The organism is Aquiflexum sp. (assembly GCF_041749095.1).
Taxonomy (GTDB): Bacteria; Bacteroidota; Bacteroidia; order Cytophagales; family Cyclobacteriaceae; genus Aquiflexum.
Map to the genome: position 1 here is coordinate 1 of NZ_JBGTCA010000034.1, position 25,350 is coordinate 25,350.

18 protein-coding genes and 1 pseudogene are annotated in these 25,350 nt (G+C 40.6%); 14 read left to right on the forward strand and 5 right to left on the reverse strand.

Annotated features, from left to right (window positions below):
- The 4 genes from cas2 to cas9 all read right to left on the reverse strand — a co-directional run.
- Window positions 1–193 (reverse strand): CRISPR-associated endonuclease Cas2 (cas2, locus tag ACEW8O_RS02585; protein WP_373493060.1); only part of this gene is annotated, 193 nt, incomplete at its 3' end.
- On the reverse strand, window positions 186–1,082 hold the full coding sequence (gene cas1 / locus ACEW8O_RS02590) for a type II CRISPR-associated endonuclease Cas1 (RefSeq protein ID WP_373493061.1): 897 nt from the start codon (window positions 1,080–1,082) through the stop codon (window positions 186–188). The genes cas2 and cas1, both read right to left, overlap by 8 nt.
- A 64-nt stretch (window positions 1,083–1,146) precedes the next feature.
- Complete coding sequence (locus ACEW8O_RS02595; RefSeq protein ID WP_373493062.1) at window positions 1,147–1,743, reverse strand: transposase; 597 nt, start codon at window positions 1,741–1,743, stop codon at window positions 1,147–1,149.
- Between the two features lie 170 nt (window positions 1,744–1,913).
- The gene (gene cas9, locus ACEW8O_RS02600) at window positions 1,914–6,041 is read right to left on the reverse strand and encodes a type II CRISPR RNA-guided endonuclease Cas9 (RefSeq protein WP_373493063.1); all 4,128 of its coding nucleotides are present in this window, start codon (window positions 6,039–6,041) and stop codon (window positions 1,914–1,916) included.
- Window positions 6,042–6,409: 368 nt separating this feature from the next.
- On the opposite strand from cas9, the gene ACEW8O_RS02605 reads away from it, so the two are divergent.
- The 5 genes from ACEW8O_RS02605 (at window position 6,410) to ACEW8O_RS02625 (ending at window position 14,484) form a co-directional block, all read left to right on the forward strand.
- Window positions 6,410–6,982 (forward strand): peptidylprolyl isomerase, encoded by a 573-nt coding sequence (locus tag ACEW8O_RS02605; RefSeq protein ID WP_373493064.1) that lies wholly within the window; start codon window positions 6,410–6,412, stop codon window positions 6,980–6,982.
- 207 nt (window positions 6,983–7,189) lie between these two features.
- Window positions 7,190–8,263, forward strand: coding sequence for a Gfo/Idh/MocA family oxidoreductase (locus tag ACEW8O_RS02610; protein ID WP_373493065.1), 1,074 nt, complete (start codon window positions 7,190–7,192; stop codon window positions 8,261–8,263).
- Window positions 8,264–8,280: 17 nt separating this feature from the next.
- Window positions 8,281–8,961 (forward strand): CPBP family intramembrane glutamic endopeptidase, encoded by a 681-nt coding sequence (locus ACEW8O_RS02615; RefSeq protein WP_373493066.1) that lies wholly within the window; start codon window positions 8,281–8,283, stop codon window positions 8,959–8,961.
- A 281-nt stretch (window positions 8,962–9,242) separates the two neighbouring features.
- Window positions 9,243–13,451, forward strand: a complete 4,209-nt coding sequence (locus ACEW8O_RS02620; protein WP_373493067.1) for a thrombospondin type 3 repeat-containing protein — start codon at window positions 9,243–9,245, stop codon at window positions 13,449–13,451.
- Window positions 13,452–13,530: 79 nt separating this feature from the next.
- A complete protein-coding gene (locus ACEW8O_RS02625) occupies window positions 13,531–14,484 on the forward strand; it encodes a type IX secretion system membrane protein PorP/SprF (RefSeq protein WP_373493068.1) in 954 nt (317 codons plus the stop codon).
- Window positions 14,485–14,640: 156 nt separating this feature from the next.
- On the opposite strand, the gene ACEW8O_RS02630 is transcribed toward ACEW8O_RS02625, so the two are convergent.
- Window positions 14,641–15,357 (reverse strand): hypothetical protein, encoded by a 717-nt coding sequence (locus tag ACEW8O_RS02630; RefSeq protein ID WP_373493069.1) that lies wholly within the window; start codon window positions 15,355–15,357, stop codon window positions 14,641–14,643.
- Between the two features lie 238 nt (window positions 15,358–15,595).
- Between ACEW8O_RS02630 and ACEW8O_RS02635 the strand changes: the two genes are divergently transcribed.
- From ACEW8O_RS02635 to ACEW8O_RS02675, 9 genes and pseudogenes are all read left to right on the forward strand, one after another.
- Entirely contained in the window at window positions 15,596–16,348 is a 753-nt protein-coding gene (locus tag ACEW8O_RS02635) for an SDR family NAD(P)-dependent oxidoreductase (RefSeq protein ID WP_373493070.1), read from the forward strand.
- Window positions 16,349–16,581: 233 nt separating this feature from the next.
- Window positions 16,582–17,445 carry a fumarylacetoacetate hydrolase family protein gene (locus tag ACEW8O_RS02640; protein WP_373493071.1) on the forward strand — a complete coding sequence of 288 codons (864 nt, stop codon included), beginning with the start codon at window positions 16,582–16,584 and terminating at the stop codon, window positions 17,443–17,445.
- Between the two features lie 470 nt (window positions 17,446–17,915).
- A complete protein-coding gene (locus ACEW8O_RS02645; protein ID WP_373493072.1) occupies window positions 17,916–18,758 on the forward strand; it encodes an amidohydrolase in 843 nt (280 codons plus the stop codon).
- A gap of 200 nt (window positions 18,759–18,958) precedes the next feature.
- On the forward strand, window positions 18,959–19,738 hold the full coding sequence (locus ACEW8O_RS02650) for an SDR family oxidoreductase (RefSeq protein WP_373493073.1): 780 nt from the start codon (window positions 18,959–18,961) through the stop codon (window positions 19,736–19,738).
- Window positions 19,739–20,021: 283 nt separating this feature from the next.
- On the forward strand, window positions 20,022–21,326 hold the full coding sequence (gene fucP / locus ACEW8O_RS02655; RefSeq protein ID WP_373493074.1) for an L-fucose:H+ symporter permease: 1,305 nt from the start codon (window positions 20,022–20,024) through the stop codon (window positions 21,324–21,326).
- Between the two features lie 272 nt (window positions 21,327–21,598).
- Window positions 21,599–22,903 (forward strand): hypothetical protein, encoded by a 1,305-nt coding sequence (locus tag ACEW8O_RS02660; RefSeq protein WP_373493075.1) that lies wholly within the window; start codon window positions 21,599–21,601, stop codon window positions 22,901–22,903.
- An 87-nt stretch (window positions 22,904–22,990) separates the two neighbouring features.
- A complete protein-coding gene (locus tag ACEW8O_RS02665) occupies window positions 22,991–23,593 on the forward strand; it encodes an RNA polymerase sigma-70 factor (RefSeq protein WP_373493076.1) in 603 nt (200 codons plus the stop codon).
- On the forward strand, window positions 23,590–24,561 hold the full coding sequence (locus ACEW8O_RS02670; protein ID WP_373493077.1) for a FecR family protein: 972 nt from the start codon (window positions 23,590–23,592) through the stop codon (window positions 24,559–24,561). Before ACEW8O_RS02665 ends, ACEW8O_RS02670 begins: the two co-directional genes overlap by 4 nt.
- Before the next feature lie 91 nt (window positions 24,562–24,652).
- A pseudogene (locus ACEW8O_RS02675) lies at window positions 24,653–25,350 on the forward strand (hypothetical protein); the annotation flags it as partial.

The following is a 25,350-nucleotide window of genomic DNA, read 5'->3' on the forward strand; positions in this document are numbered from 1 at the left end:
CGGCATTTTCTCTGCTGGCACAAAACCGCATATAGATTGAAAACTGGAACATGGCAAAACCATCATCCAGCAGTTTTTTCCGGAAAGAAGTGGCGATTTTTCTGTCCTTGCGGGTTTCGGTGGGAAGATCAAAAAAGACTAAAACCCACAAACTCCTGTACTGATTAAGACGTGAGAAATATTTTTCATCCATATTCCGGATAAATGATTTTTCGACTTGTCCCGGAAAAGCATTCATAAAGAGATGCTGTAGTTCTTGAAGCGGCTACCATCAGAGGGCTTTTTTGCCCATCAATCTTTACATCCAAAGCCGGAATACTCAATAATTCTTTCTTAAGTTGGGTATTGAGCTCAGCGTAATCATCTTGATTTTCCACAATATGGGAAACTACCAAATCCACATATGGTCTATAAGGCTCCATAATATCGTCGGCCAAACAATAAGCATTGTACTTATTCCTATGCCAAATACCTACCCCAGGGAGCATTCCTGAAGAAACCAATGCCCTTGCAATCACTGCCCTTAATATGGAATATCCATAATTGAGCAGATTATTGGGTGGGATTCCAACCTGGCCTCTATTGAAATCGTGGATATCAAATAATTCCTGCCAATAGATCGCAGCGGCTTGTGCTTCATGATTGCCGGAATCACCAGAATTCACATTCTTGAACAGATACTCCATCCGTTTGGATTCTTTCCCCTTTTCTTTCAATAAAGCGTATTGGTTTTTTATTTTGGCGGTAACTGTTTGTTGCCAGAGATTTTTTTTAAGGGGTTGGGAAGCTTCCAATTGGTATCGTACCCTTTCCGTTTGTTCAGAGTGGCCCTGCATGGGCAGCAAAAGTCCTTCCGGTAGATGCTGGGCATTGCAGGATACGATGGCTACTTTTCTTTCGGTAAGTTTGGCAAGCAGACCATTGGTAATGGTAATCTGTTGGTTTTCCAAAACGATCATACCCAAGTCCTCTATAGGAACTGTCCTGTTTTCCTTATCAGCTTCCGGAAAACTGATATATAGCTGTTCGTTTTTGGTGCTGAGGTAAGCTGGGTTACCGAAAAAGAGGGTTCTTTTGATCATAAATTTTGATGTTTGGTCAAATAGGAAGACCTGGCAGGTTTTAAAAACCTGCCAGGTCTCTCTCTCACTCCATGTCTTTATTCATCAACCATTCTTTTTTGACTTCCATCATATATTTTACATGCTCCAAACCATCAAAGAAATTCAGGTAATATGAACGGACTATGTTAGAAGGTCTATTTTGATTTTGATAAGCATGCCAACTCGACCATTTCCAATCCTGATGATTTTTGACAAAGCCGTGTTTGACAGGATTTAGGTGGATATAAAGGAAATTTTCTTGCCATTGGCGTTCATCGAGAATTGGAGTTCTTTTGAAATGCTCTACAAAGAGGCTTCCTCTTCTTTCATATCTTTTGTTAAAAGCTTTAGAGTAAGAGTTGAAAAAATCACTGAAGGCTTTTGTTACCGGATTATTTGAGGCGTGGCCTAGTTTGGTAGGGGTCAGACCTGCCAGGTTTTGAAAACCTGGCAGGTCTGACCTTACACCCACCAACAAGTGGAAATGATTCGGCATCAAACAGAATGCATAAGTATCCACAACCCTTCCCAAGTATTTGGCATACTGTTGCAGAAAATACCTATAGTTTTCCACTTCCCGGAAAATATTTTCTGTGCCGTTGGCATGGTTGAAGATATGGTAAGATTGCTCTGGTTCCATTTAACTTTAGTTTTTGGATATTTGGCTGATTTAACTTTTCCAAAGTTTTAGAACTTTGGAAAAGTTAAAAGCACCTATAGTTTTCCTCTTCCCGGAAAATATTCTCAGTTCCGTTAGCATGGTTATAGATATGGTAGGATTGTTCTGGATCCATAAAGCATTCTTATTGCTTAAAACTTGAATTTGATCTCACCATCAATACTAAAGTCAAAGTCTTTTCCTTCAATTATAAAATTATAATTTGATGGTGTTAACAATAACCTAGGAGCTATAAAATCTGAACTTATAGATGAAAACCCATCTTTACCTTTTGTTCCAAAAATATTTTTGGGAAAGTCAATGGATAACTTTTGATCGTCCCTAGCCTCTAAATGATGTTGAAGAAGAATTCTTTTTGTATTTGCATCTGCTAATTTTTTAATGAAATAAAGTCTATTGGATAGATTCTCTTTATTTAAACTCATCAACTCCTCTTTGTCAATAAAATAAACTATCAATTTTTGCCCAACTTGAAAAACATGATATAACTCAACCTTTTCTTGATTCTTACCAGTTCCTAGCATTATGCATTTCTCAAAAAGATCTTCAAGCCTATAACTTCCATTTAGTTTGCCGATTTTCGATGCTTCGAATAAATTAATAGGTACAATTTTTCTCTGATTTATTCCCTTATAATATCCAAATGCATAATTGTCACCTGAATTTGTGTAATAGGAGTTTTTGTAATCATACCTAGACTTGTAAGTCTGCTCTTTAAGTTCAGTTACATTATCTGCATCTAAAAATCCTCGACCCGCTTTAACCCTAACTCTTACTCTCCTTATAATTTTACCATTAAAGTCTTTCAATTCAGAAAGTGGGATTCCATCTGAAATTTGTTTTTGAAGGTGTCTTTCCAAATAAGGATCGACTATTACATCCATTCCGATTTTTAAACCTGTAATAGGTTTTCTTCCTACTACCCACATTTCTTCTTTCCCATTACTTTCCTTGAATATGAATTCCCCTTTTGAATCTCTTTGAGGAGCACCATTTTCATCTCTGACTACTGCTTTGATTTTCCCATAAAAGGTATCTAAATGTAACTGTCCCCTAACTGAATCACCAGTCGCAACTTTAGGAATCTTGATGCCTTTCTTGTCAAAAATTAAATTATCTTCTTTATCTCTTAACCATATAACTCTTCCACGCTTTCTTACTAATCTCTTTCCTGGTGTAAATGCTTGATCCTTATTGGGTATATTATTAATCAAAATTTTATCTTTAATTCCTTGGAGTAAATGATGACCAAAACCCTCAAATGGTGAAAGAGGATAGTCTTTTGTTTGATTATTTTCAACATCATCAAAATATTTTTTTAGGATTGAATCCCGTTCTGCTGCTTTTGGAATTAATGTCAAAACTGCAGCATCGATTGCGTGATGGTAGTGTTTTCCTCTATCTTTAATTTCTTCTTTGGGCTGTACTCCATAAATATTTCTAAACAAAGAAGTAACAGACCCTTTTTGAACATCAACCCTGTTGAATACCGTTTTAAGATAATGAAAAGCATATTTGGAAATTAGTTGACTATCTATTAATTGACTATTTTTAAATCCTACGGGCACATCAATTCTAGTAAACCTATCCAATTTATTTCTCCAATAATCTAACTCCATTTGAAGCATATGTTTTTTTCGAATTGCATCATCTTTTGTAGTCTTGTCTATGGCTCCTCTAGACTTTGATTTGGCCGTTTCAATTTGCTTGTACAAAGAATCGACCCTTTTTTCCCAATCAACTAATTGTGGTTTTATCGCTTTTCCTTCAGCTGTATCGATGTGATAATTTGGAAGTTCAACAGGCAGTTTATTTTTCTTTACATTGGTATTATAGTCGGCATAGCAAACTGTCAGATTAGCTAAGGAATTATCAAAAGATTTACTTCTAGGTATGGTGTGTTCAAAATGAATTACATTCTTATCAAATAATTTTGTGAAAGGAATCATATTACCTGTATACAAGCATTTGCAACCCTGCTCTTTCCAGAGTCTGTATTTTTTGATATCATCTTTGGTAGCCATTACCTCTTTCCAGAATTCTGTTGGGTCCTTGGTTTGTTCCGTCCAAAGCCTTAACTTCTCCTTATCTGTTTGATTTTCTGGATCAGCACTACCTTTAAACTCAGGGTCTTTGAGCAATTGAGTAATAGCAAATGCTATTTCACGATTTTCATTCTCTCTATTTCTTTGATATGTATCAATTGCCCACCGCTTATTGGCATCATTCAAATCTCTAGCTACTTCTACAACAAGCCTTGTGTCTTCATCAATTCTCCCTTGACCAATTAGAAAATTAATTATTTTCCTTAATTCAAATAGGGTTTTATAAGCCATTGGATTTTTAAAGGCTCCTGTTTTTGGGCTTGGTAGATAAAATTTTCCATCATTGTCCCTTTCAGCGGGAGGATAAATGTCTATTTGAGATGGGTGATAAAGTTTCTTCAACTTTTCACTCTCTATATGGAATTCGTCTTCTAATATCTCCTTAATTTTATCTAGTAAATGTGGGCTACTAAAGTGCTTTCTATCAGTTGATTTGAAAAAAATTTGATAATACGATTTTATCCTAGAAAGATAGAACTCTTTTTCTGGTTCTTTTTTCCAAGCTTCTTCTCCAAAGTGTGATAATAAAGCCCTATCTAAATCATTCAAGTCATCTGGATCTAAGACATAAGAAGGATTCCTAAAACCTTGCTTATAATCGGATAAATGATAATCAGATATCAATTTATTTACTATTGCAATTACCTTTTTCTCTTTTCTGTTTTCTTCTATAATTGACTTGACCCTGTTTTTAATAAACAATTCACTATGAAAAAAACGATCTTTTCCGATGACTTCGGGGATTTTCGCAAGCAAGACTGCTTCAGTATAAATAAGTCCTTCTCTAAGAAAAGGTAAAATGCAATTAATAGCCTTAAGACTTAAAGATGCGTAGCCAACAGGAAAGGTGTTCCAAAGGAATTTTAATTCTTTGACTTGTTCATCTTTAAAGTTAAAATTAACCCTAAAAAATTCTTCTAAAAGTTCTTCATCTTCGTAGGAAAATAATATATGCCAAACATCTTCTATTGTATAGGTGATTTCCTTTTGTTTACCATATTTAACGACAGATTTAGTGGAATTAAGATTTTTCCAATCTTCCCCAAAAAGAGACCTTAATCTCGCAGAAACAGGACAGGATGGAACTGTGGTTTCATCATTGTAATTAAGCTTCCATTTTTTGTTTGTTATTTTTTGCAAATGCTTATTTATTTGGGAAAACTTGAAATCATTTTTCCCTTTTAGAAAAAACTTTTCTTCAAACAATGCTTCCTTTAATTCCAAGGGAAGTCCCTCCATTTTACCAGTTTCAGGATCAAAATATTTGATGTTGTTTAAAAAACTCCATGCTCTAAACTCTTCAAAAATAGGGTGACTAGTTGGGCATCTTGACTTTTGGGGTTCTAACGTGCATTTTCCAACGAGACCTTTTTGTGATCTAAGTGGTCTTTGAAAAAAGATAGCTTTTTTGATTTGTTCTTTAAATGGAACATCTTCAAAAAGTTGGGTTTCACAAATCAAGTCTACTTCCTTTTCATAGTCTGATCTCAATGTATATCTATTTCGAATTCTAATTCCAGAATCTTCAAGGTAAGCAAATGCCGCCCCTAGTGTTTTATGTTCTTCAAGAAGCTGTTCATATTCATTTCTTCCTATTGTGCCTGTTTCAGAACTACCTTTATATATGGCAACTTTTTCATTTGTTCCATTTTTTCTACTACTTTTAAAGCCTCTTCTTTGAGCTATATGAAAAAGAGACCTTCCTAACTTATAGCGGTTACTTTCTTCAGAAAAATCAAGTTTACTTTTAACTAGTTCTTTTCTCAACTGATAAGGGCTAGAATAATCAGGCTTACCATCCAAATCAAAATCCAATTTGATCCATTGTTGAAAATCTTGGTCATCAACCGGAAATTTTCTCCCTTTCCCTTTTGAATATTTCCTCCATTTATCAAGTGATTTAATGCTCAGCGGGCAGTATCCATTTATGATTAAACATTCTAATGTCGCCCAAATTCGATATCTCCTTGCATTGTAAAGTCTTCTTGTAGACCGATTGGAGGTTCTTTCAGCAGCAAATGAATACTCACCTGCTTTACCTTCACCTATTCCTTTTTTAAAAGTATAAACTCCAAACCAAGGAAATTCCTTGCCTTCTCTAAGTGAAGCGCCAATAGAGTTTGTACCTAAATCAATTCCAAAAATTTGTTCCATTATTTTTTATTTTTACATTTGACTTGAAAGACAATTCACAACAAGGCTATAAGCCGAAGATTTCTCAGCCCTGCATACTTCTGTAGGGCTTTTCTTTTGAACTCCCAAAATACCCCTAACCTTTTGATAAAAAAATACCTGAAACAGGGTATTTTTCCCTTCTGACAGTCATTGTCCCAAAACTTTTAAAAACTTCAAGAATACTCCCCCTTTCCCTCAAATATCCCAATCCCAATTTTCCAATCTTAAAATTTTCCAATCCGCCACGGCGGACAAGTTCTTCCAATCCCTCCCCCTATTCCCCAATTTTTCAATTTTCCAATCTCCCAATTTTCCAATTCCCTTATTTTCCCCTTATATTTAAAACCATGAAATTCACTCCTCTCCTTACCTTGGTGATTTTGTGGTTTGTTCAAACTGCAGCTGTCCAAACCCAACCTTTTGGACTTATTGAAACCCCTCAAGGGGAAATCTATATCCGCTTGTTTGATGAAACCCCAAAACACAGAGACAGCTTTATACAGCTTGCAGAGGCAGGTTATTGGGACTCGTTGACTTTCGACAGAGTGATACCCAATTTTGTAGCACAGGGAGGGTGCCCGGATACGGAAGAGGGTTTCAATGATCCCGAATATTTGTTGGAACCTGAGATTGTCAGAGGCATTACCCATGTCTATGGTGCCGTAGGCGCAGGAAGGGACGACAATCCGGACAAACTATCGGCCAGGTGTCAGTTTTATATTGTACAGAACAAAAACGGTCTTCACAGATTGGATGGTGATTATACCGTCTTTGGCCAGGTGATCAAAGGTATGGACGTAGTCGATAAAATTGTCTTTGAAAAAAGGGATGATACCGACGTACCACTAACTCCAATAACCCTCAAAGTAAAAATAATCCAGCTCAACAAAAGCGAAATTGATAAATTGCTTGGTTCTTAAATGTGGTTTATCGCTTTATTCCAAATAGACTGATTTCCTTGTGGAATATAAGATATAATTCCGAAAATTATCTGGACGAAGACCGAGACTGATAGCTACCGGATCCTTCTTCGGTCTTCGGTCTTCGGTCTATTATAAAAGAAAACAATTGCAAATTGCAGTTTAGCAGATATTCATAATTAATATTCCCACAAATAAAGAAACAATATGGCCCAACCGATCAGAATCCTCGTTGTCGGCTGTGGTAACATGGGTGCTTCCCATGCCGCTGCCTACCATCAAATGCCCGAATTTGAAATATGCGGCCTAGTTGCCCGTGGCGACAGCAAGCGGAAATTAAATGAAAAACTTGAGTTTGATTATCCTCTATTTGATGATTATGAATCTGCCCTCACCAAAAGTAAGCCAGATGCAGTCTGTATTTCCACCTACCCTGATACCCATGAGAAAATGGCATTGAAAGCATTGGAGGCGGGATGTCATGTGTTTATTGAAAAACCATTGGCAGATACAGTCACCGGTTCGCAGCATATCATTGATGCTGCAAAAATAACCGGAAAGAAAGTGGTAGTGGGATATATTTTAAGGCACCATCCATCGTGGGAAAGGTTTATTGAAGAAGCACATAAGTTGGGCAAACCTTTGGTGATGCGGATGAACCTCAATCAGCAAAGTCATGGATATATGTGGGATGTACATAAAAACCTGATGGAAAGTCTCAGCCCTATCGTGGACTGCGGTGTCCATTATATAGATGTTATGTGCCAGATGACAAGGTCCACACCTGTATCTGTTTCTGCCATAGGCGCAAGGCTGACAGATGAAATCCCAAGCAACAATTATAATTACGGACAGTTGCAGATCAGATTTGAAGATGGTTCTGTAGGTTGGTATGAAGCAGCTTGGGGCCCGATGATTTCTGACAATGCCTTTTTTATCAAAGACGTTTTTGGCCCGAAGGGGGCTGTATCCATACAGGCCAAAAGTGCAGGAGCCTCAGGTAAATCAGACCATGTGGATTCCCACACCAAAACCGAAAGCATCAAAATCCACCATGCTGCTATCGATGAGCGCAACAACTTTATCCATGAAGACCAATGGATAGATATGACTGATGAACCCGATCATCAGGAATTATGCAACCGTGAACAGCACTTCTTTTTGAAAGCCATTCAAACCGATATGGATCTTACAGATCATCTTGATGATGCCATCAACAGTCTCAAAATAGCCTTTGCCTGTGACGAATCTGTCAGGACCGGCAAGATGGTCAATCTTTAAAACCAAATATTTCCCTTATGAATTGGTTTACATCTGAATTTTTATACCACTCCTTCGCTTATTTGGCCATGTTTGGGGTAAGCTGGTATGCCTATCATAAAAAAAGTCTCAAATTCTTTTCTGACCAAGGTTGGGCAAAGCATATGGGACCACATTTTTTGGTAATGGGTATAGGTATTCTTGTTTGGGGTTTATTGCCGTTATTTAGTTGGGGCTATGGATTTTCTCAAGAAATCATCACAGGCAAAACTCCAATGGACAACATACAAAATTTATCCGTTATTGCCTTGGCAATTCTGGCAATGATCGTAGGCTATACCCAATCATCAAAACTACAAAAGATTGACAAGCTGTTTATAGCCCCACCGACTCCTTTGATCGTCATGTTGTTTTTTATATTCAGAATAAGTTTTTTGGTCGCTTATGAATTTTGGTTCAGGGGTGTTTTTCTACATGACCTACTTTTGGTATTTTCCACGCCAATGGCCATTGGTGTCAATGTCTTTTTATATGCCCTGATCCACTACTTTGCTGGACCGCTGGAAGCTTGGTCAAGTATTGCTTTTGGGATTATTCTTTGTCTGCTTGTTATTTATACCGGCGTGGTTTGGCCGGTCATTTTGATCCACCTGTCTCTATCCCTAAGTTATGAACTGGGCTTCTTCCAAAAAGCATATAAAAGGTTATATTTTGGGTGAAGTAATCAGACCTTATAAATTGAAAACCAAAAGTTTGGTTTATCGGTTTTTCAAGGGAAAGTCAAATTTTACCTAAATCCTGAAAAAAAAGTGAAAAAAATATTTTTTTTTGAGCACAATTATTTTGCATTTCAAAATATGAAAAAATATTTTTATAGAATATTCTATTGTCAAACGTTATTTTTTTCAAATATTATTTTTATAATATGGTTTTTTTTCCACAATTTTATTACCGACTAGTAAAGTCTTTCACCCAATTTCAACATCATTTTCTATTAAAAATGAAAATCGTCGACACCAAACGAATTTTCAGAAACTGTTTCTGGACTGCCATATTTGCCAGTGTTTTTTTGATGCAACTTCAATCTGTTGCCAACAAAGACACCATTATGAAAGTAGCGGCACCAAGTGCTGAACTTTCGGATTTAAAGATCAGTACCGGTAAACTTGAACCGAGATTCCACCACTCAATAATGGAGTATCAGGTTCAGTTGTCTTACTTCAACTTTATTTTTGACCTAACCCCTTTCGCTGCTGATAGTCAGGCAAGAATTTTTATCAAGGGCAAAGAAGTCAGGGCTTCCGTTGCATCTCCCAAGATCCTGATTTATCCGGGAAGAAATAGCATTCCTGTCACGGTGGTTTTGGCAAACGGCACCCAAAAAACATATACAATAAATGTACAAAGATTAGCCCCACTTCCAGGCGAAGGAATAAATTTTAAAGTACAATTTAATGATTGTGAGGAATTTTTGGATTTGGACGATTGTCGGGCTGCCCAATCTGACTCTGACGGAGATGGCGTTCCTGACTTTATGGATTTCTGTCCTGACACCCCACTTGGTGAGGAGGTAGATGAGTCCGGCTGCTCTGATTCCCAAAAAGATTCAGATGGAGACGGAGTAACAGATGATGTGGACCTTTGTCCCAATACCCCTGCGGGAGCAGAAGTAGATGAAAATGGCTGTACCCCAGACCAGATAGATACAGATGGTGACGGCGTTCCGGATTACCTTGACCTTTGTCCGGATACTCCTGAGGGGGAAGAAGTGGATGAAGACGGCTGTGGGCCATCCCAAAAAGACAGTGACGGAGATGGGGTAATGGATGACAAAGACCTTTGTCGCGATACGCCTGAAGGAGAAGAAGTGGATGAAAACGGATGTAGCCTTGACCAGATAGATACAGATGGAGATGGTGTACCTGATTACATGGACCAATGTCCGGACACCCCTGCCGGTGAAGAAGTGGATGAGAACGGTTGTGCCTTGTCACAATTGGATTTAGATGGAGATGGGGTCACTGATGATCGCGACCTTTGCCCCGATACACCCGCAGGAGCTGAAGTAGATGAGAATGGATGTAGTCCGGACCAAATTGATACTGATGGTGATGGAGTTCCGGATTATCTGGACCAGTGTCCTGATACCCCTGCCGGTCAAGAAGTGGATGAAAATGGCTGTAGCATTGACCAGATTGATACTGACGGTGATGGAATTCCCGATTATTTGGACCAATGCCCGGATACACCCGGAGGTGCTCAGGTAGATGAAAACGGATGTGCATTATCCCAATTGGATTCAGATGGCGATGGGGTCACAGATGATCTTGACCTATGCCCCAATACTCCTGCCGGAGCCCAAGTGGATGCAAACGGATGTAGTCCGGATCAAATCGATACAGATGGAGACGGCGTTCCTGATCACCTCGACCAATGCCCTGATACTCCTGCAGGTGCGGAAGTGGATCAAAACGGATGTAGTCCTGACCAGATTGACACGGATGGCGATGGAGTTCCTGATCACCTGGACCAATGTCCTGAAACCCCTGCCGGTGCGGAAGTGGATGCAAATGGTTGTGCTCTTTCCCAATTGGATTCAGATGGGGACGGAGTGACTGATGATATTGACCTATGCCCCAATACTCCAGCCAGAGCCCAAGTAGATGCAAACGGTTGTAGTTTGGATCAAATCGATACAGATGGTGATGGTGTACCTGATCACCTCGACCAATGTCCTGACACCCCTGCCGGGGCACAAGTAGATGAAAACGGTTGTAGCCCTGACCAGATTGACACTGATGGCGACGGTGTACCTGATCACCTCGATCAATGTCCTGATACACCGGCAGACGCAGAAGTAGATGAAAACGGGTGTAGTCTAGACCAGATTGACACCGATGGGGACGGGGTTCCTGATCACCTTGACCAATGTCCTGATTCTCCTGCAGGCGCACAGGTATATGAAAACGGGTGTGCCCTTTCCCAATTGGATTCAGATGGGGATGGGGTCACAGATGACCTCGATCTATGCCCCAATACTCCCGCCGGAGCTCAAGTGGATGCAAATGGATGTAGTCCTGACCAAATTGATACAGACGGCGATGGTGTACCTGATCACCTCGATCAGTGTCCCGATACTCCTGCCGGTACGGAAGTAGACGAAAACGGTTGTAGCCCCGACCAGATTGACACCGATGGGGACGGGGTTCCTGATCACCTTGACCAATGTCCTGATTCTCCTGCCGGCGCACAGGTAGATGAAAACGGGTGTGCCCTTTCCCAATTGGATTCTGACGGGGACGGCGTGACAGATGACCTGGATCTATGTCCTGATACCCCTGCCGGTGCCGAAGTGGATGAAAACGGGTGTAGTCTTGACCAGATTGATACAGACGGCGATGGCATTCCTGATCACCTCGACCAATGCCCTGATACTCCTGCAAGTGCGGAAGTGGATGAAAACGGATGTAGTCTTGACCAGATTGACACGGATGGCGATGGAGTTCCTGATCACCTGGACCAATGTCCTGAAACCCCTACCGGTGCAGAAGTAGATGAAAACGGATGTAGTCTTGACCAGATTGACACGGATGGGGACGGTGTTCCTGATCACCTGGACCAATGTCCTGATACTCCAGCCGGAGCACAAGTGGATGAAAACGGATGTGCACTTTCCCAATTAGATTCAGATGGTGATGGGGTAACAGATGATCTTGACCAATGTCCTGATACTCCTGCCGGAGCACAGGTAGATGAAACCGGTTGTAGCATTGAGCAGATTGACACAGATGGTGACGGTGTTCCTGATCACCTCGACCAATGCCCTGATACCCCTGCGGGAGTTCAGGTAGATGTAAATGGATGCGCCCTTTCCCAATTGGATTCTGATGGTGACGGTGTGACGGATGATCTTGACCAATGTCCTGATACTCCTGCAGGAGCACAGGTAGATGAAAACGGATGTAGCCAGGATCAAATAGATACAGATGGAGACGGAATTCCCGATTATCTCGATCAGTGCCCTGACACACCTGCCGGAGCCCAAGTGGATGAAAACGGATGTGCCCTTTCCCAATTGGATTCTGATGGTGACGGCGTGACCGATGATATGGACCTATGTCCTGATACCCCTACCGGTGCGGAAGTGGATCAAAACGGATGTGCACTTTCCCAGTTGGATTCAGATGGTGATGGGGTAACAGATGATATGGACCTTTGTCCTGATACCCCAGCAGGTATGGCAGTTGATGAAAACGGATGCGCACTTTCCCAATTGGATACTGATGGAGATGGCGTGACAGATGATAGGGATCTGTGTCCTAATACCCCTGAAGGAGCTGAGGTAGATCAGTTTGGTTGTTCTATGGAAGAACCGGTTATTACAGTTGTTGTTGATTTTGAAGATGGGGAAATCATAGAGGTTCCATGGGGTACCCCATTCGATGAGTTGGGTCTTCCTGACCAAATCCTGGTTCAGACTGACAATGGCAATTGGGTTCTGCTGCCTATTATCTGGGAAATCGGGGATTACAATCCATTCCAAAATGGCCCCTATGTTTTGACCGGGACTATTGTTCTGCCAAACAGTTGGGAAAATCAAACGGACAGGTTACCAAACATCATTGTGGTGGTCCTTCAAAAAGACAGTCCCATAGATCTTGTTTTGAGCAACGATATTTTCACGCACGATGACAATGGCGAACCGATTTTCGTCGGGGAGTTCACAGTGATAGACCCTATAGATGATATACATATCCTCGAACTCGTTCCAGGTGCATTGGACAATGGTCTGTTTGTCATTATCGATAATCAATTGTATTGGAACAATAGCAGTCTCAGACCGGGAGAAACAACCTTCACAATTCTGGTGAGGGTAACAGACAGAGACGGAAACGTCTTTGAAAAAGAATTTACAATCACAAGAAGGATCAATCAACTGAGCGATCTGGAAATCCCGAATACCTTCACTCCCGATGGGGACAACATCAATGACGAATGGGGAATGACCAGCCTCAAAATCTACAAAGGAGTGAAAATGCACATCTTCGAAAGAAGCGGATTGAGGGTTTTCTTCACTGACAATGTTGACAAAAAATGGGATGGCACCTATCTGGGCAAAGAAATGCCTATAGGCACTTACTACTATGTCATAGAAATAGAAGATACCAAAGAATCCAGAAAGGGTGTCCTTAACCTCCTAAGAAAATAAACAAACATCAAGAAGGGTCCATTTAGACCGGACCCTTCAAATAAGATTACATCTGTGAACAGATAAGTGTAACATCACCATGAAAAAAGTCTATCTCTTCTTATTTTTAGCGCTATTACCAACAATAATGGTTAATGGCCAATCCCGGAAATACGTCAGTCAATTCAATCAACTGCAGAGCTATTTCAACCCATCCCTTACCGGATATGAAGGCTCCATCGTGAGAGGTTATGTAAGAAACCAATGGGCCGGACTGGATGGTGCCCCAAAAACCTACTTCCTATCTGCTGAATTTGATCCTGCCGAAATCAGGGACAGGGACGACGCGGCACTCCTGGGAAAAACAGCCTTTGGATTCAATATGGTTAATGATAATTATGGGCCATTCGTGGATAATGAGTTTCTTTTGAGTTATGCATCGAGGATACGATTGGGAATAGCAACTAATTTGAGATTGGGAGCTTCTGTCAATTACAATACTGTAAGACTGGATGGAAATAACCTTACTACAGAACAGGCCAATGACCCAACTATTAATCAGTATGTCAACAGTTTTGCAAACATGAATATTGTTGATTTCAACTTGGGAATGTCCATTACGCACCAGAATTATTATTTCGCCTATGGCATGCAAAACGTCAATCAAGGTAGATTGAGCAATGGGGACGTTTTTATGGATAAAAAGCCTTTGGTAAGTATTTTTCAAACAGGTTTCAAACAGCCCATCAATCAAAACCTATCTGTATATTCACATGTGATGTACAGAATCCAATCGGATCTTCCCTCCAATATTGAATTCAATGTCAAAGCCTTGTTGATGGATAAATTTTGGCTTGGATTAGGCCATAGGGTAGATTATGCTACTAATTTTCAATTGGGATTTCTTATGTCCAAAGTCAGGTTTGGCTATGCATATGAGATTCCTTCACAGAGGTCTTTTTTAATTTCAAATCCTTCACATGAATTTATGGCTTCTTTCTTTATTTTCAGAAAACTTGAAAACAGAAGCGAAATGGACAATTTGATCTGGTGATTATTACGCTAAAAAAAACCATTGCAATAAGGAATTTAGGCACTACCAAATTAACTTTCAAAAATAATTAAAGTAAATATTGATTTATAATGGATAAGAAGCTAGCGTTCAAATATGGCTTTTGAGACTATTTGGAGATTTTAGATATTTTTAAAATCAATTAGCCTGAATTAAAACAGGTATTGTAGTGGTGGCTGGAGGGACTACATCAAAAGGCTCAGAAGAAGATTGAAGAACAGGAGCATTGGAAAACAATACCCTACCAAAATCACTCAATGCAGGGACGTCCAAAATCCTGATGCTGACAGCAGGCAAAAAAGAATCACTACCATCTGTCCTTTCCCTGACACTCAATACTTCAAAAGCTACCATTCCCAAGTTTGCTCCCTGAAGATTTCCTTCCAAAGGTGAATAATTGATACTGATATCACCGTCATATACCACAGCAATTACCTTGTATCCAACAAGCATCTTCAGTCCCGTTGCCCTGAGTGGGATGACATCAGGTATCTCATCAAGCAAAACTTCCCTATCATCATCAATATTCGGTGAACCAATTCCCGGTCCCGGAACCAGAAAATTCCGGAGTCCATTTTCTGTGGGGCCTGCATTGACCCATCTGTTTGGAATTGTTTTCAGGGCAAACCAACCCTCATCCCCTACTTCACCTGTATAAAGCTCAATGGTTTTGCCGACATTTTCTTTAAAAAACCTCAATTGTTCCCTTTGTCCAATTGCGGCAATCTGATCATTGACATCCGTGTCACTGAAATTATTAGATTCATCACCATTATCGATACTATCTTCATCTATTACAAGAAAAACCACAAAGTCATTTGGATTCGGATCGTTTTCATTTTCAGAGCTTGTCATACAGGACCCCAATAATATAAAAACTAATAAAGAATAAACACCATATCTTTTTAACATAAAACTTACTGATTTATAAGGAAATACAAGGGATCACCTCGAAATCAATTTACATGCCAAAAGTAATTTTTAATTATTTTATTTTTTCATTTTCCATATATTGCCTAGAAGATCAGTGGAATAAGAAAAAACTGAGAAACAGGTTTGAATAAAATTTAATAGTTAAAATATCAAAATCATAATGAAAAGCATCGTTATTACGGGCGGGGCAAGTGGCATAGGATTAGCCATCACAGAACTATTTTCCAAAAAGGGATTCAGGGTATTCTTCTTGGACTATCATTCAGAAAACGGAAAAGCTTTAGAGGAAAAACTCAAAAATCAGGGTGCGCATGCCTCCTTCCTCCTTTGCGATGTCTCCGCTTTGGATCAAGTAAAGGCTGTTTTCGGACAGATGCCCGGGAAAATTGACATTTTGGTAAATAATGCAGGAATTTCCCATATTGGTAATTTGGAAACGACATCAGAAGAAGATCTGGACAGGTTATTCCAGGTCAATGTTAAAGGTGTTTTTAATTGCAGTCAAGCTGCCATACCCAAACTAAAAGCCAATCAAGGCGGTCTAATCATCAATATTTGTTCTGTGGCAGCGACTATGGGCTTGTCTGACAGGTTTGCCTATTCCATGACCAAAGGGGCAGTCTTATCGATGACCCTTTCTATTGCGAGGGATTATGTGGCTGACCAAATCCGCTGTAATTGCATATCACCCGGAAGAGTTCACACCCCTTTTGTGGATGGATTTCTTGCAAAAAACTATCCCGGACAGGAAAAAGAAATGTTTGAAAAGCTGGCAGCGACACAACCCATCGGAAGAATGGGCAAGCCGGAAGAAATAGCAGCAATGGTCTATTACCTTGCCTCCGAGGAGGCCTCCTTTATCACAGGAAGCAATTTTCCAATTGATGGAGGATTTCTGGGACTGAAGGCCTGAGAAGGGATGAGGGAGAAGGATGAAGGATTAAGGGATGTACAAAGTACCATGTACCAAGTACTAAGTATGTTCCCTGCAACTTGGAAAAGGCCTTTTCTTGATTCTTGGCTCCCCGATACTCGGGGCAGGCTTTGTTTTCTTGGCTCTCTTGACTCTCGCATCTCGGATCTCGCATCTCGCTTCTTGAATCTTAAATCTAAAATCATAAATCTAAAATCTAAAATAACCCCACTATGAAACTTATTCGATTCGGTACAACAGGTAAAGAAAAACCCGGAATAGAAAACAAAAATGGCCAATGGCTTGATTGCAGTGCTTTTGGTGAAGATTGGTCCGAGGAGTTTTTTGAAAAAAATGGCCTGGAAAGGCTTTCCAAGTGGTTGGAAACAAACGAATCCAAACTACTGGAAATCGGCAAATCAATCCGCTTAGGCCCTCCTACCAAAAGACCTTCAAAAATTATTTGTGTGGGATTGAATTATACCATGCATGCCAAAGAAAGTGGTATGGCAGTGCCGGAGGTTCCCATACTTTTCATGAAGGCCACTTCTTCGCTATGCGGCCCCAATGACCCGATCATCATTCCCCGCAAATCTACCAAAACCGATTGGGAAGTAGAACTCGCTGTGGTTATCGGCAAAAAAGCCACCTATGTAACCAAAGAAGAGGCTATGGATTATGTCGCAGGATATGCCCTACACAATGATGTCAGTGAAAGGGATTTTCAATTAAACCATGGCGGTCAATGGGTAAAAGGAAAAAGTGCAGATCACTTCGCACCTTTTGGCCCCTATCTCGTGACCAAAGACGAAATCAAAGACCCCCACAATCTCAGACTTTGGCTTAAAGTGAACGGTGAAAAGCTTCAGGACAGCAATACATCTGACCTGGTATTCGATATTCCAACACTTGTCTCCTACATCAGCCAATATATGACCTTACTTCCCGGTGACATCATCTCAACAGGAACCCCATCAGGTGTCGGCTTAGGTCTCAAACCACCCAGATACCTTAAAGAAGGTGATGTGGTTGAATTGGGCATAGATGGCCTTGGGGTAGCGAAGCAAGTTGCAGTCGCAGAAGGCAGTGTTCAGTAGGCAGTGTTCAGTGGGCAGTGTTCAGTTGGCAGTGTTCAGTTGGCAGTGGAGTAGCCAGTGGGTCAGTAAGCAGTAGTGGTCAGTAAACAGTGGTCAAAAGGCAATGTCAGTGAGCAGTGGCAATTACTGTGGCCAGAAAAGGTAGTGTTTAGTAGACAGTGTGAAACAGGGAACCCTATAACTATGAACTAATACCTTTAACTGTAAACCGAAAATTAAAACTACAAACAAATAAAATTGGCTGGAAACTAATGCTGGAAACTGCCCACTGCGACTGTCTACTGAAAACTGAAACTACTACTGCCAACTATTCACTGAAATCGGACATTGCCTCCTGAGACTGCCTACTTACAACTGAACCCTGCCTACTGCAAAACTGCGACTGCCCACTGAAAAACTGCGACTGCCCTACTGAACACTGACCACTGAACTCGCAAATCTAAAATCTAACTTCTCAAATCTTAAATCAAATGCAGCTCGACTCACATCAGCATTTCTGGAAATTTGATCCTATTCGGGATTCTTGGATGAATTCAAGCATGAAAACCATTCAGCGGGATTTTATGCCGGAAGATCTGAAACCTGAATTGGATAAGGTCGGAATTGATGGATGCATTGCAGTACAGGCCGACCAATCAGAAGATGAAACAAGGTTTCTATTGGAAATAGCCAATGCCAACCCTTGGGTAAAAAAAGTGGTGGGTTGGGTGGAATTCAATTCTGAAAATATCGAATATAAATTGGAAGGTTATCAAAAAGAGAAGAAACTGGCCGGTTTCAGGTTAATTCTACAAGCCTTGCCACCTGAGGCCATGGAGGAAAAGAATTTTCTGAAAGGCATCTCATTATTGGAAAAGTATGGTTTTACCTATGATATTCTGATTTATCCCAAACACCTTAATAAGGCTTACGATTTTGCCAAGAAGTTCCCCAACCAACCATTTGTGATTGATCACTTGGCCAAACCGGACATTAAAAACGGTGAATTTAAATTTTGGAGTAAAGGGATGAAGGCTATGGCAGCACTTCCAAATGTATGTTGCAAAGTCTCCGGAATGGTCACTGAAGCCAATTGGTACCACTGGAAAAAAGAGCAGTTTGTGCCTTATCTGGATTTTATTACAGAAAATTTTGGTACAAATCGGTTAATGTTCGGAAGTGATTGGCCGGTCTGCGTCTTGGCAGCAAGCTATCAGGAGGTTTATGAAATATCTGCCAATTATTTCAAAAATTTCAGTCCAAATGAAAAAGCAGCCATTTTCGGAGAAAATTCCGCGAGGTTTTATAAAGTTCAAAGTGAATCCGCATTATAAAAAGTTTGGGTTTTATGTTAGAATAAGACTAAAGTTGTTCCCCAATGTTGCCGGTTATTAGTGGTTATAATCTATCCAGTTTCGTGTTGATAAAAAGAAAAACGAATTCTTCTGTCTTCTGTCTTCCGTCTTCCGTCCCTATGCCCAAGAAAAGTGCTCACTGACATGATAACGTATAACCATCTAAAATTAAAAATATAATGGACCTCCACATTCAACAAAAAGTATTTCTCATTTCAGGTGGTGCCAAAGGTATTGGTGAAGCAATTAGCAGATGCATCGCCGAGGAAGGTGCCTTTCCCGTGATCATTGATCCATCAGAAATAGAGGGTAAAAAATTAACAGACGAATTCGCTGCCAAAGGGATCAGGTCACTGCACATCGCCAAAAGGCTTTCAAGTCCCAGCGATGCAAAAGAAGCTGTTGAGGTAGCTGTCAAAGTTTTTGGAAGGATAGACGGGGTGGTTAACAATGCCGGATCGAATGATGGGGTTGGATTGGAAAATGGTACTCCCGAAGCTTTTCGGGCTTCTGTTGAGAAAAACCTTGGTCATTACTACGATATGGTCCACTATGCCTTTCCCCATTTAAAAAAATCCAAAGGGTGTATTGTAAATATAGGCAGCAAAACCGCAATTACAGGCCAAGGAAACACAAGTGGTTATATCGCGGCCAAAGGCGGACAGCTTTCACTGACAAGAGAATGGGCAGTAGAGCTGTTAAAATACGGCATCCGGGTCAATGCTGTGATTCCTGCCGAAGTAATGACCCCTTTGTATAAAAGTTGGCTGGAAACTTTCGAAAACCCAAACCTGAAATTGAAAGAAATTGAACAAAGAATACCATTTGAAAACAGGATGACCACAGCACAGGAAATCGCCAACACCGTAGTCTTCCTCCTCTCCGGCCGCTCCTCCCACACTACGGGGCAGCATATCTTTGTTGATGGAGGGTATACTCATTTGGATAGGGCGTTGTGAGACGTGAGATGTGAGATGGGAGATGGGATATTCATGATTTGAGATTCCAATCTGGATATATACCAATCCAAAACCAATTCATCTCTATGTTTTTGAACCAAAAAAGCTTATAAGAGCATCCAAATACTTATCCTTGTCACCTCGACGACAGGAGAGGTCTATGAACCTTATGGCTATATAGATTTCTTCCGCCCGGCGGACAGGCTTCTACGTTCGAAAAGACAAAGGACGACAATTCCAAAACCAGAAAACTTGATTATCTGATAACACGACATCCTAACCCATGCCTAATAACCCATCTTCGTCTCCACTCATCCCAAGGACCCTACTCCTACCCTTTGTGCTAATTACTTCCCTATTTGCACTTTGGGGTTTTGCCAATGACATCACCAATCCTATGGTGGCGGCATTTAAACGGGTGTTGGAATTGAACAATGTACAGGCCTCTTTGGTACAGATGGCGTTTTATGGGGGATATTTTACCATGGCACTGCCTGCGGCGATATTTATAAAAAAATACAGTTACAAGGTTGGTGTGCTGATTGGTCTGGGACTGTATGCTTTAGGAGCTTTGCTCTTTTATCCTGCGGCGGCTTGGGAAAGTTATTTCTTCTTTTTGATGGCTTTGTATATCCTGACTTTTGGTTTGGCTTTTTTGGAAACCACTGCCAATCCATATGTTCTTTCTATGGGACCTGAAGAAACAGCAACCCAACGGCTGAATTTCGCACAGGCATTTAATCCAATGGGGGCTTTGGCAGGTTTGTTTGTTGCTAAGGAATTTATCCTCAATGCACTGCAATCGAATAATGTCGATACGGAAGGAAATCTGATCTACCCTACCCTGGAAGAAACCTCCAAAGCAATCATCCGAACCAACGACCTCCTGGTCATCAGAAACCCTTATGTGATGTTGGGACTGGTGGTCATTGCGTTGGCTGTGGTGATTTTCATGGTAAAAATGCCGGAAAATAAATCCAAAAGCGGGAGCATTGATTTTTGGCCATCCATGAAACGGTTGTTCAAAAAACCACAGTTTGTCGAAGGCGTGATTGCACAGATGTTCTATGTGGGTGCACAGATTATGGTCTGGACCTATATCTATCAATACGCCGAAACATTGGGGATTGACAATGCTTCAGCGGTCAATTATGCCTACACCGCTTTGATCCTGTTTTTGGTAGGAAGATGGATATGTACCTTTTTGTTCCGTTACTTCTCCCCTGCCAGGCTATTGTTTTATTTTTCCGTATTGGCCATATGCTTCACCTTGGGTGCCGTAATTATCCAAGGCATGTTGGGACTATATTCCCTTGTCGGTATTTCCCTGGCCATGTCCCTAATGTTTCCTACCATTTATGGAATCGCCCTGGAAGGCCTCGGTGAAGATGGTAAATACGGTGCGGCTTTTCTGGTAATGGCCATAGTCGGGGGCGCGATTATGCCTACCCTTCAGGGAGTGATATTGGATTTTGGGGGACCCGCTTATGATGATGTCAGAATCTTGGGAGTACCCGAAGTCAATTTTTCTTTTGTGTTGCCATTGGTATGTTTCGTGGTGGTTGGGGTGTTTGCTTGGAGAAGATGAGTTGGGAAGTTGGGAAGTTTGGAAGTTGGAGGTTGGACGGTTTTGGTGCCGTCATTCTGAACGGAGCTTAATTTCGCTTCAGGTTTGACATAGAGCTAAAAGCGAAGTGAAGAATCTAATTGATGGGCGTGGGGACACTCATATTAGGGTGATGCAATTTTATTCATGATATCCCTCAATAACATGAATTACTTTCCCAATCTTACGCATTCACCCTGCATAGTTTTCATTATTTGATTTTTTAAATAATTTGGGGGAAATAATAATCCTCTATGCAAGAAACAACCACTCACTGGACGCTATTTGGAAGAATATCTTTCCGCTTTGCATTTATTTACTACCTATTTTTCTTTAATCCACTAGAGTTATTATTTGGCCTGGTGGAAATGTATTTTTTGTCAGAGGCGATCAATTACCCTATTAAATTATTTGTACATTGGTTTAATGGACGAGTGTTGCATATCAGAGAAGAATTGGTGCCAATGGGCGGAAGCGGTGATACCAGCTACGGTTGGGCACAACTGTACTCTTATCTCTTCTTGGCTGCTATCGGTACATTGGTTTGGTCTATTGTAGAAAGAAGAAAAAAAGCCTATCCAAAACTTCACTATTGGCTTTGTATATTGTTACGTTACAGTTTGGCAGGAATTGCGTTCACCTATGGGATTTTAAAAGTCCTTGCCATGCAGATGCCTTTTCCAAATCTGAGCCAATTGGCAACCCCTTTAGGTGATTACTTACCGATGCGCTTTTCTTGGTTGTTCATTGGTTATAGTACACCTTATCAGATTTTTTCGGGTGTTGCAGAAGCATTGGTTGCATTGCTTTTGGTGTGGAGAAGGACGTCACTGTTGGGAGCTATATTGGCTGTTGGCGTATTTACAAATGTCGTCATGCTCAATCTCACCTATGACATTCCTGTCAAAATATTTTCCTTAAACCTCTTAGTAGCCTCCATATTTTTGGTTTGGCAGGAAAGAGAACGGCTTTTTGCATTTTTTCTCCAAAACCGAACCGTGCCTCCTTCCACACTTTATGAAAAGCGTCTCCCCAAAAAATGGCAGCGCATCAGTAGGATTCTCGCCAAAGCACTATTTCTTGTACTGAGTTTCGGATATAGCACCTACAGCTATTATGAATATTATGTCCAAACTCAAGAAGAGAATACAAAGATCCTTGAACCCATACAACCCGCCATGTATCATGTGGAATTGTTTGTAAAAAACGGGGATACTATTCCTGAAAGTCTGGCAGATTCACTGAGGTGGAGGGATGTCATCTTTGATTACAATGGATATGGCAGCCTTTCTGCACAGGATTCCAGTCTGAGGATGCGATATGGAAGGGCCTATTTCAGTTATCTGCCCGATAGTTTGGGAACTCATTTGGAATGGAGGTTGTCTAGTTGGGACAGTTTGCCTGTAGCAACTTTCAAAATGGAAATTCCTCACGAAGGCAGGATGGTTTTGACAGGGAAAAAGGAAGAAGATTCCCTATATGTGGTATTGCAAAAGCTCCACCGTCATTTTCCATTAACCGAGAGACAATTTCATTGGATCAGTGAAGCAAATCGATAATTGGTATCCCTATTTATTTTTGAATCAGAATGGGGGTAATCCCCTTCTCGGTTTTCTTTATAAAGAGGAACCAAAATCATATCTTGTGTGGAAATTTACAGTTTTCCCATGCAGGCTACGGATCAAAAGGTTTTTTCTGCCATTCAACAAGGAGATGTTTCTACATTTGAGATGCTGTTCAAAACCCATTACCCTGCACTTTGCCGCTATGCCACAGCTTACCTTTCTGACCCAGATGAAGCGGAAGAAGTGGTGCAGGCCACTTTTATAGGTTTTTGGGAAAAGCGGAAAAAAATACATATTGATTCGTCCCTTAAAGCCTATCTCTACCGATCTGTAAGAAATGCCTGTCTAAATGAACTCAAAAGACAAAAAGTCCGCATAATGCATGCGAATGCTGTAGTAGCTGAAGGTGAAAAATTCAGTCAATCTTCTGATCACCTGACGATAAAAACCGAATTGGAAGATAAAATCCAAGAAGCCTTACAATCATTGCCTGAACAATGTCTCCTCATTTTCAAAATGAGCCGATTTGAAGAACTCAGGTACCAGGAAATCGCCGATCAACTACATATTTCTATCAAAACAGTGGAAAACCAAATGGGAAAAGCCCTCAAGCTGATGCGCGTAAAATTAAAAGATTACTTACCATTGATCATGATCCTGATGGGTCGCCTGTTGGAACCATGAATCCGGAATCAGAACATATAGAAGAATTGATCGGGAAATTCCTGGTTGGAGAAGCATCTGAAGCGGAAGCCAAAGAGCTGATGGAGTGGTGCGCCATTTCTCCGGAAAACCAAAAGTACATGGATGAGGCCCAATGGATTTTGGAAAAAACCCAATTGCCAGATCAACCCGAATTTAACAGCGAAATCGCCTGGGCAAAAGTAAAAGGTAAAATCATCCCTGAAAAAAGTAAAATCCGCCTCATATCTCCAATTTGGAAAATTGCAGCAAGCCTTTTACTCCTTTTAGGTCTCTCCTACCTTTTTTACATCTTGATGACTCCACAACAGGAATTTCAATACCTAAGTGAAAACCAGGTCCGGACACATGTGATGCCGGATCAAACTGAAATCACCCTCAACAAACAATCTGAAATCCGGGTAGATTACCATGAGCGCAAAAACACCGGAACCATTCACCTAAGCGGAGAAGCCCTGATAAACATACCTGAAGACAAAAAAGTTAATTGGACTGTGAAGGCAGGTGAATTGTTGATCGAAGATATAGGTACAATTTTTCATGTAAATGCCCATCCTGATAGTCCTTTGGTGGAAGTCACAGTGCAGGAAGGAATAGTCCGTTTTTATTATGAAAGCCAAGAAGGCATTACCCTCCGTGTTGGTGAAAAAGGCAGCTATGACCGATCTACAGATACATTTTCCAAAGCTAGTGCAAATCCAAATGTAGCTGCATTTAAAACCAGGAGGCTGACATTCCAAGAAGAGGAATTGGGACAGGTTGTTGCAACTTTGGAGTCTGTTTATGGCAAAAAAATTGTTTTGGAAGGGAAAATTGCCAACTGTCGGCTAACCGTTTCATTTGAAAATGAGGACCTGGAAACCGTCCTTTCCGTTATTTCGGAAACGTTAGGTTTGGAGGTATTCGATGAGGGAAATCTAATCCGGATCAGTGGTGATGGATGTTATTGATTTTTTGAAAAATATTTCAGGCAAATGTCTTTGGGTACCCTTGGCTTTTTTTTCAATACTAGTTCCCGTCATAGCTCAAGACCTGCCAATCTTGGAAAAAAAAATCAGTATCACTGCCAATAATGAAAGACTGGATCATTTTCTTAAGCGGCTATCCCAAAAAGGCGGATGTGTGTTTTCTTACAGTCCATCCGCAATAGATGTCACCAAGAGCGTTTCGCGAGATTTTTCCAATCAGCCTTTGAGGGAGATTTTGGAAAACGTGTTTTCCGGTGAGGTGGAAATTAAACAAAAAAATGTTTATGTCATACTTAGCCCCAAACCTTCTGCGGGCAAGGAAGTGGTAGTGAGTGGATATGTAGTGGATGAATCCACCGGAAAAGGAATCAGGAATGTGACAGTATATGACCCCATCACCTTAAAATCTTCCAACACGGATGAATTCGGTTTTTTTGAATTAACAGTAAAAAATCCATCTATCGATGATATCAAGTTGATGGTCAATAAAAAAAATTATACAGATACTATGCTGATCAAGGACAAAATAAAACCATTTCAAAAAATCCTTTTAAAAACCAGTGAAGTGGATTTGGATGGGGTCGGGAAAGCCATAGCAAAACCCTTGAAGGATTTCTGGATGTGGACCAAAAATTCCGTAGGGTTCACCAATTTGGAAAATGTCAGTGATACCATTCATCGCAGTTTTCAGATGTCCCTCCTCCCTTTTGTTGGCACAAACAGAAAACTCTCCGGGAATGTGGTCAATGATTATTCTATCAACCTGTTAGG

What these genes read in the sequence shown, in the direction of transcription:
- ACEW8O_RS02670 (WP_373493077.1), top strand. Translation starts at nt 23,590, where the DNA reads ATGAATCCGGAATCAGAACATATAGAAGAATTGATCGGGAAATTCCTG.
- ACEW8O_RS02625 (WP_373493068.1), top strand. Translation starts at nt 13,531, where the DNA reads ATGAAAAAAGTCTATCTCTTCTTATTTTTAGCGCTATTACCAACAATA.
- cas9 (WP_373493063.1), bottom strand. Translation starts at nt 6,041, where the DNA reads ATGGAACAAATTTTTGGAATTGATTTAGGTACAAACTCTATTGGCGCT.
- ACEW8O_RS02635 (WP_373493070.1), top strand. Translation starts at nt 15,596, where the DNA reads ATGAAAAGCATCGTTATTACGGGCGGGGCAAGTGGCATAGGATTAGCC.
- ACEW8O_RS02610 (WP_373493065.1), top strand. Translation starts at nt 7,190, where the DNA reads ATGGCCCAACCGATCAGAATCCTCGTTGTCGGCTGTGGTAACATGGGT.
- ACEW8O_RS02660 (WP_373493075.1), top strand. Translation starts at nt 21,599, where the DNA reads ATGCAAGAAACAACCACTCACTGGACGCTATTTGGAAGAATATCTTTC.
- ACEW8O_RS02615 (WP_373493066.1), top strand. Translation starts at nt 8,281, where the DNA reads ATGAATTGGTTTACATCTGAATTTTTATACCACTCCTTCGCTTATTTG.
- ACEW8O_RS02640 (WP_373493071.1), top strand. Translation starts at nt 16,582, where the DNA reads ATGAAACTTATTCGATTCGGTACAACAGGTAAAGAAAAACCCGGAATA.
- cas1 (WP_373493061.1), bottom strand. Translation starts at nt 1,082, where the DNA reads ATGATCAAAAGAACCCTCTTTTTCGGTAACCCAGCTTACCTCAGCACC.
- fucP (WP_373493074.1), top strand. Translation starts at nt 20,022, where the DNA reads ATGCCTAATAACCCATCTTCGTCTCCACTCATCCCAAGGACCCTACTC.
- ACEW8O_RS02630 (WP_373493069.1), bottom strand. Translation starts at nt 15,357, where the DNA reads ATGACAAGCTCTGAAAATGAAAACGATCCGAATCCAAATGACTTTGTG.
- ACEW8O_RS02645 (WP_373493072.1), top strand. Translation starts at nt 17,916, where the DNA reads ATGCAGCTCGACTCACATCAGCATTTCTGGAAATTTGATCCTATTCGG.
- ACEW8O_RS02605 (WP_373493064.1), top strand. Translation starts at nt 6,410, where the DNA reads ATGAAATTCACTCCTCTCCTTACCTTGGTGATTTTGTGGTTTGTTCAA.
- ACEW8O_RS02595 (WP_373493062.1), bottom strand. Translation starts at nt 1,743, where the DNA reads ATGGAACCAGAGCAATCTTACCATATCTTCAACCATGCCAACGGCACA.
- ACEW8O_RS02620 (WP_373493067.1), top strand. Translation starts at nt 9,243, where the DNA reads ATGAAAATCGTCGACACCAAACGAATTTTCAGAAACTGTTTCTGGACT.
- ACEW8O_RS02650 (WP_373493073.1), top strand. Translation starts at nt 18,959, where the DNA reads ATGGACCTCCACATTCAACAAAAAGTATTTCTCATTTCAGGTGGTGCC.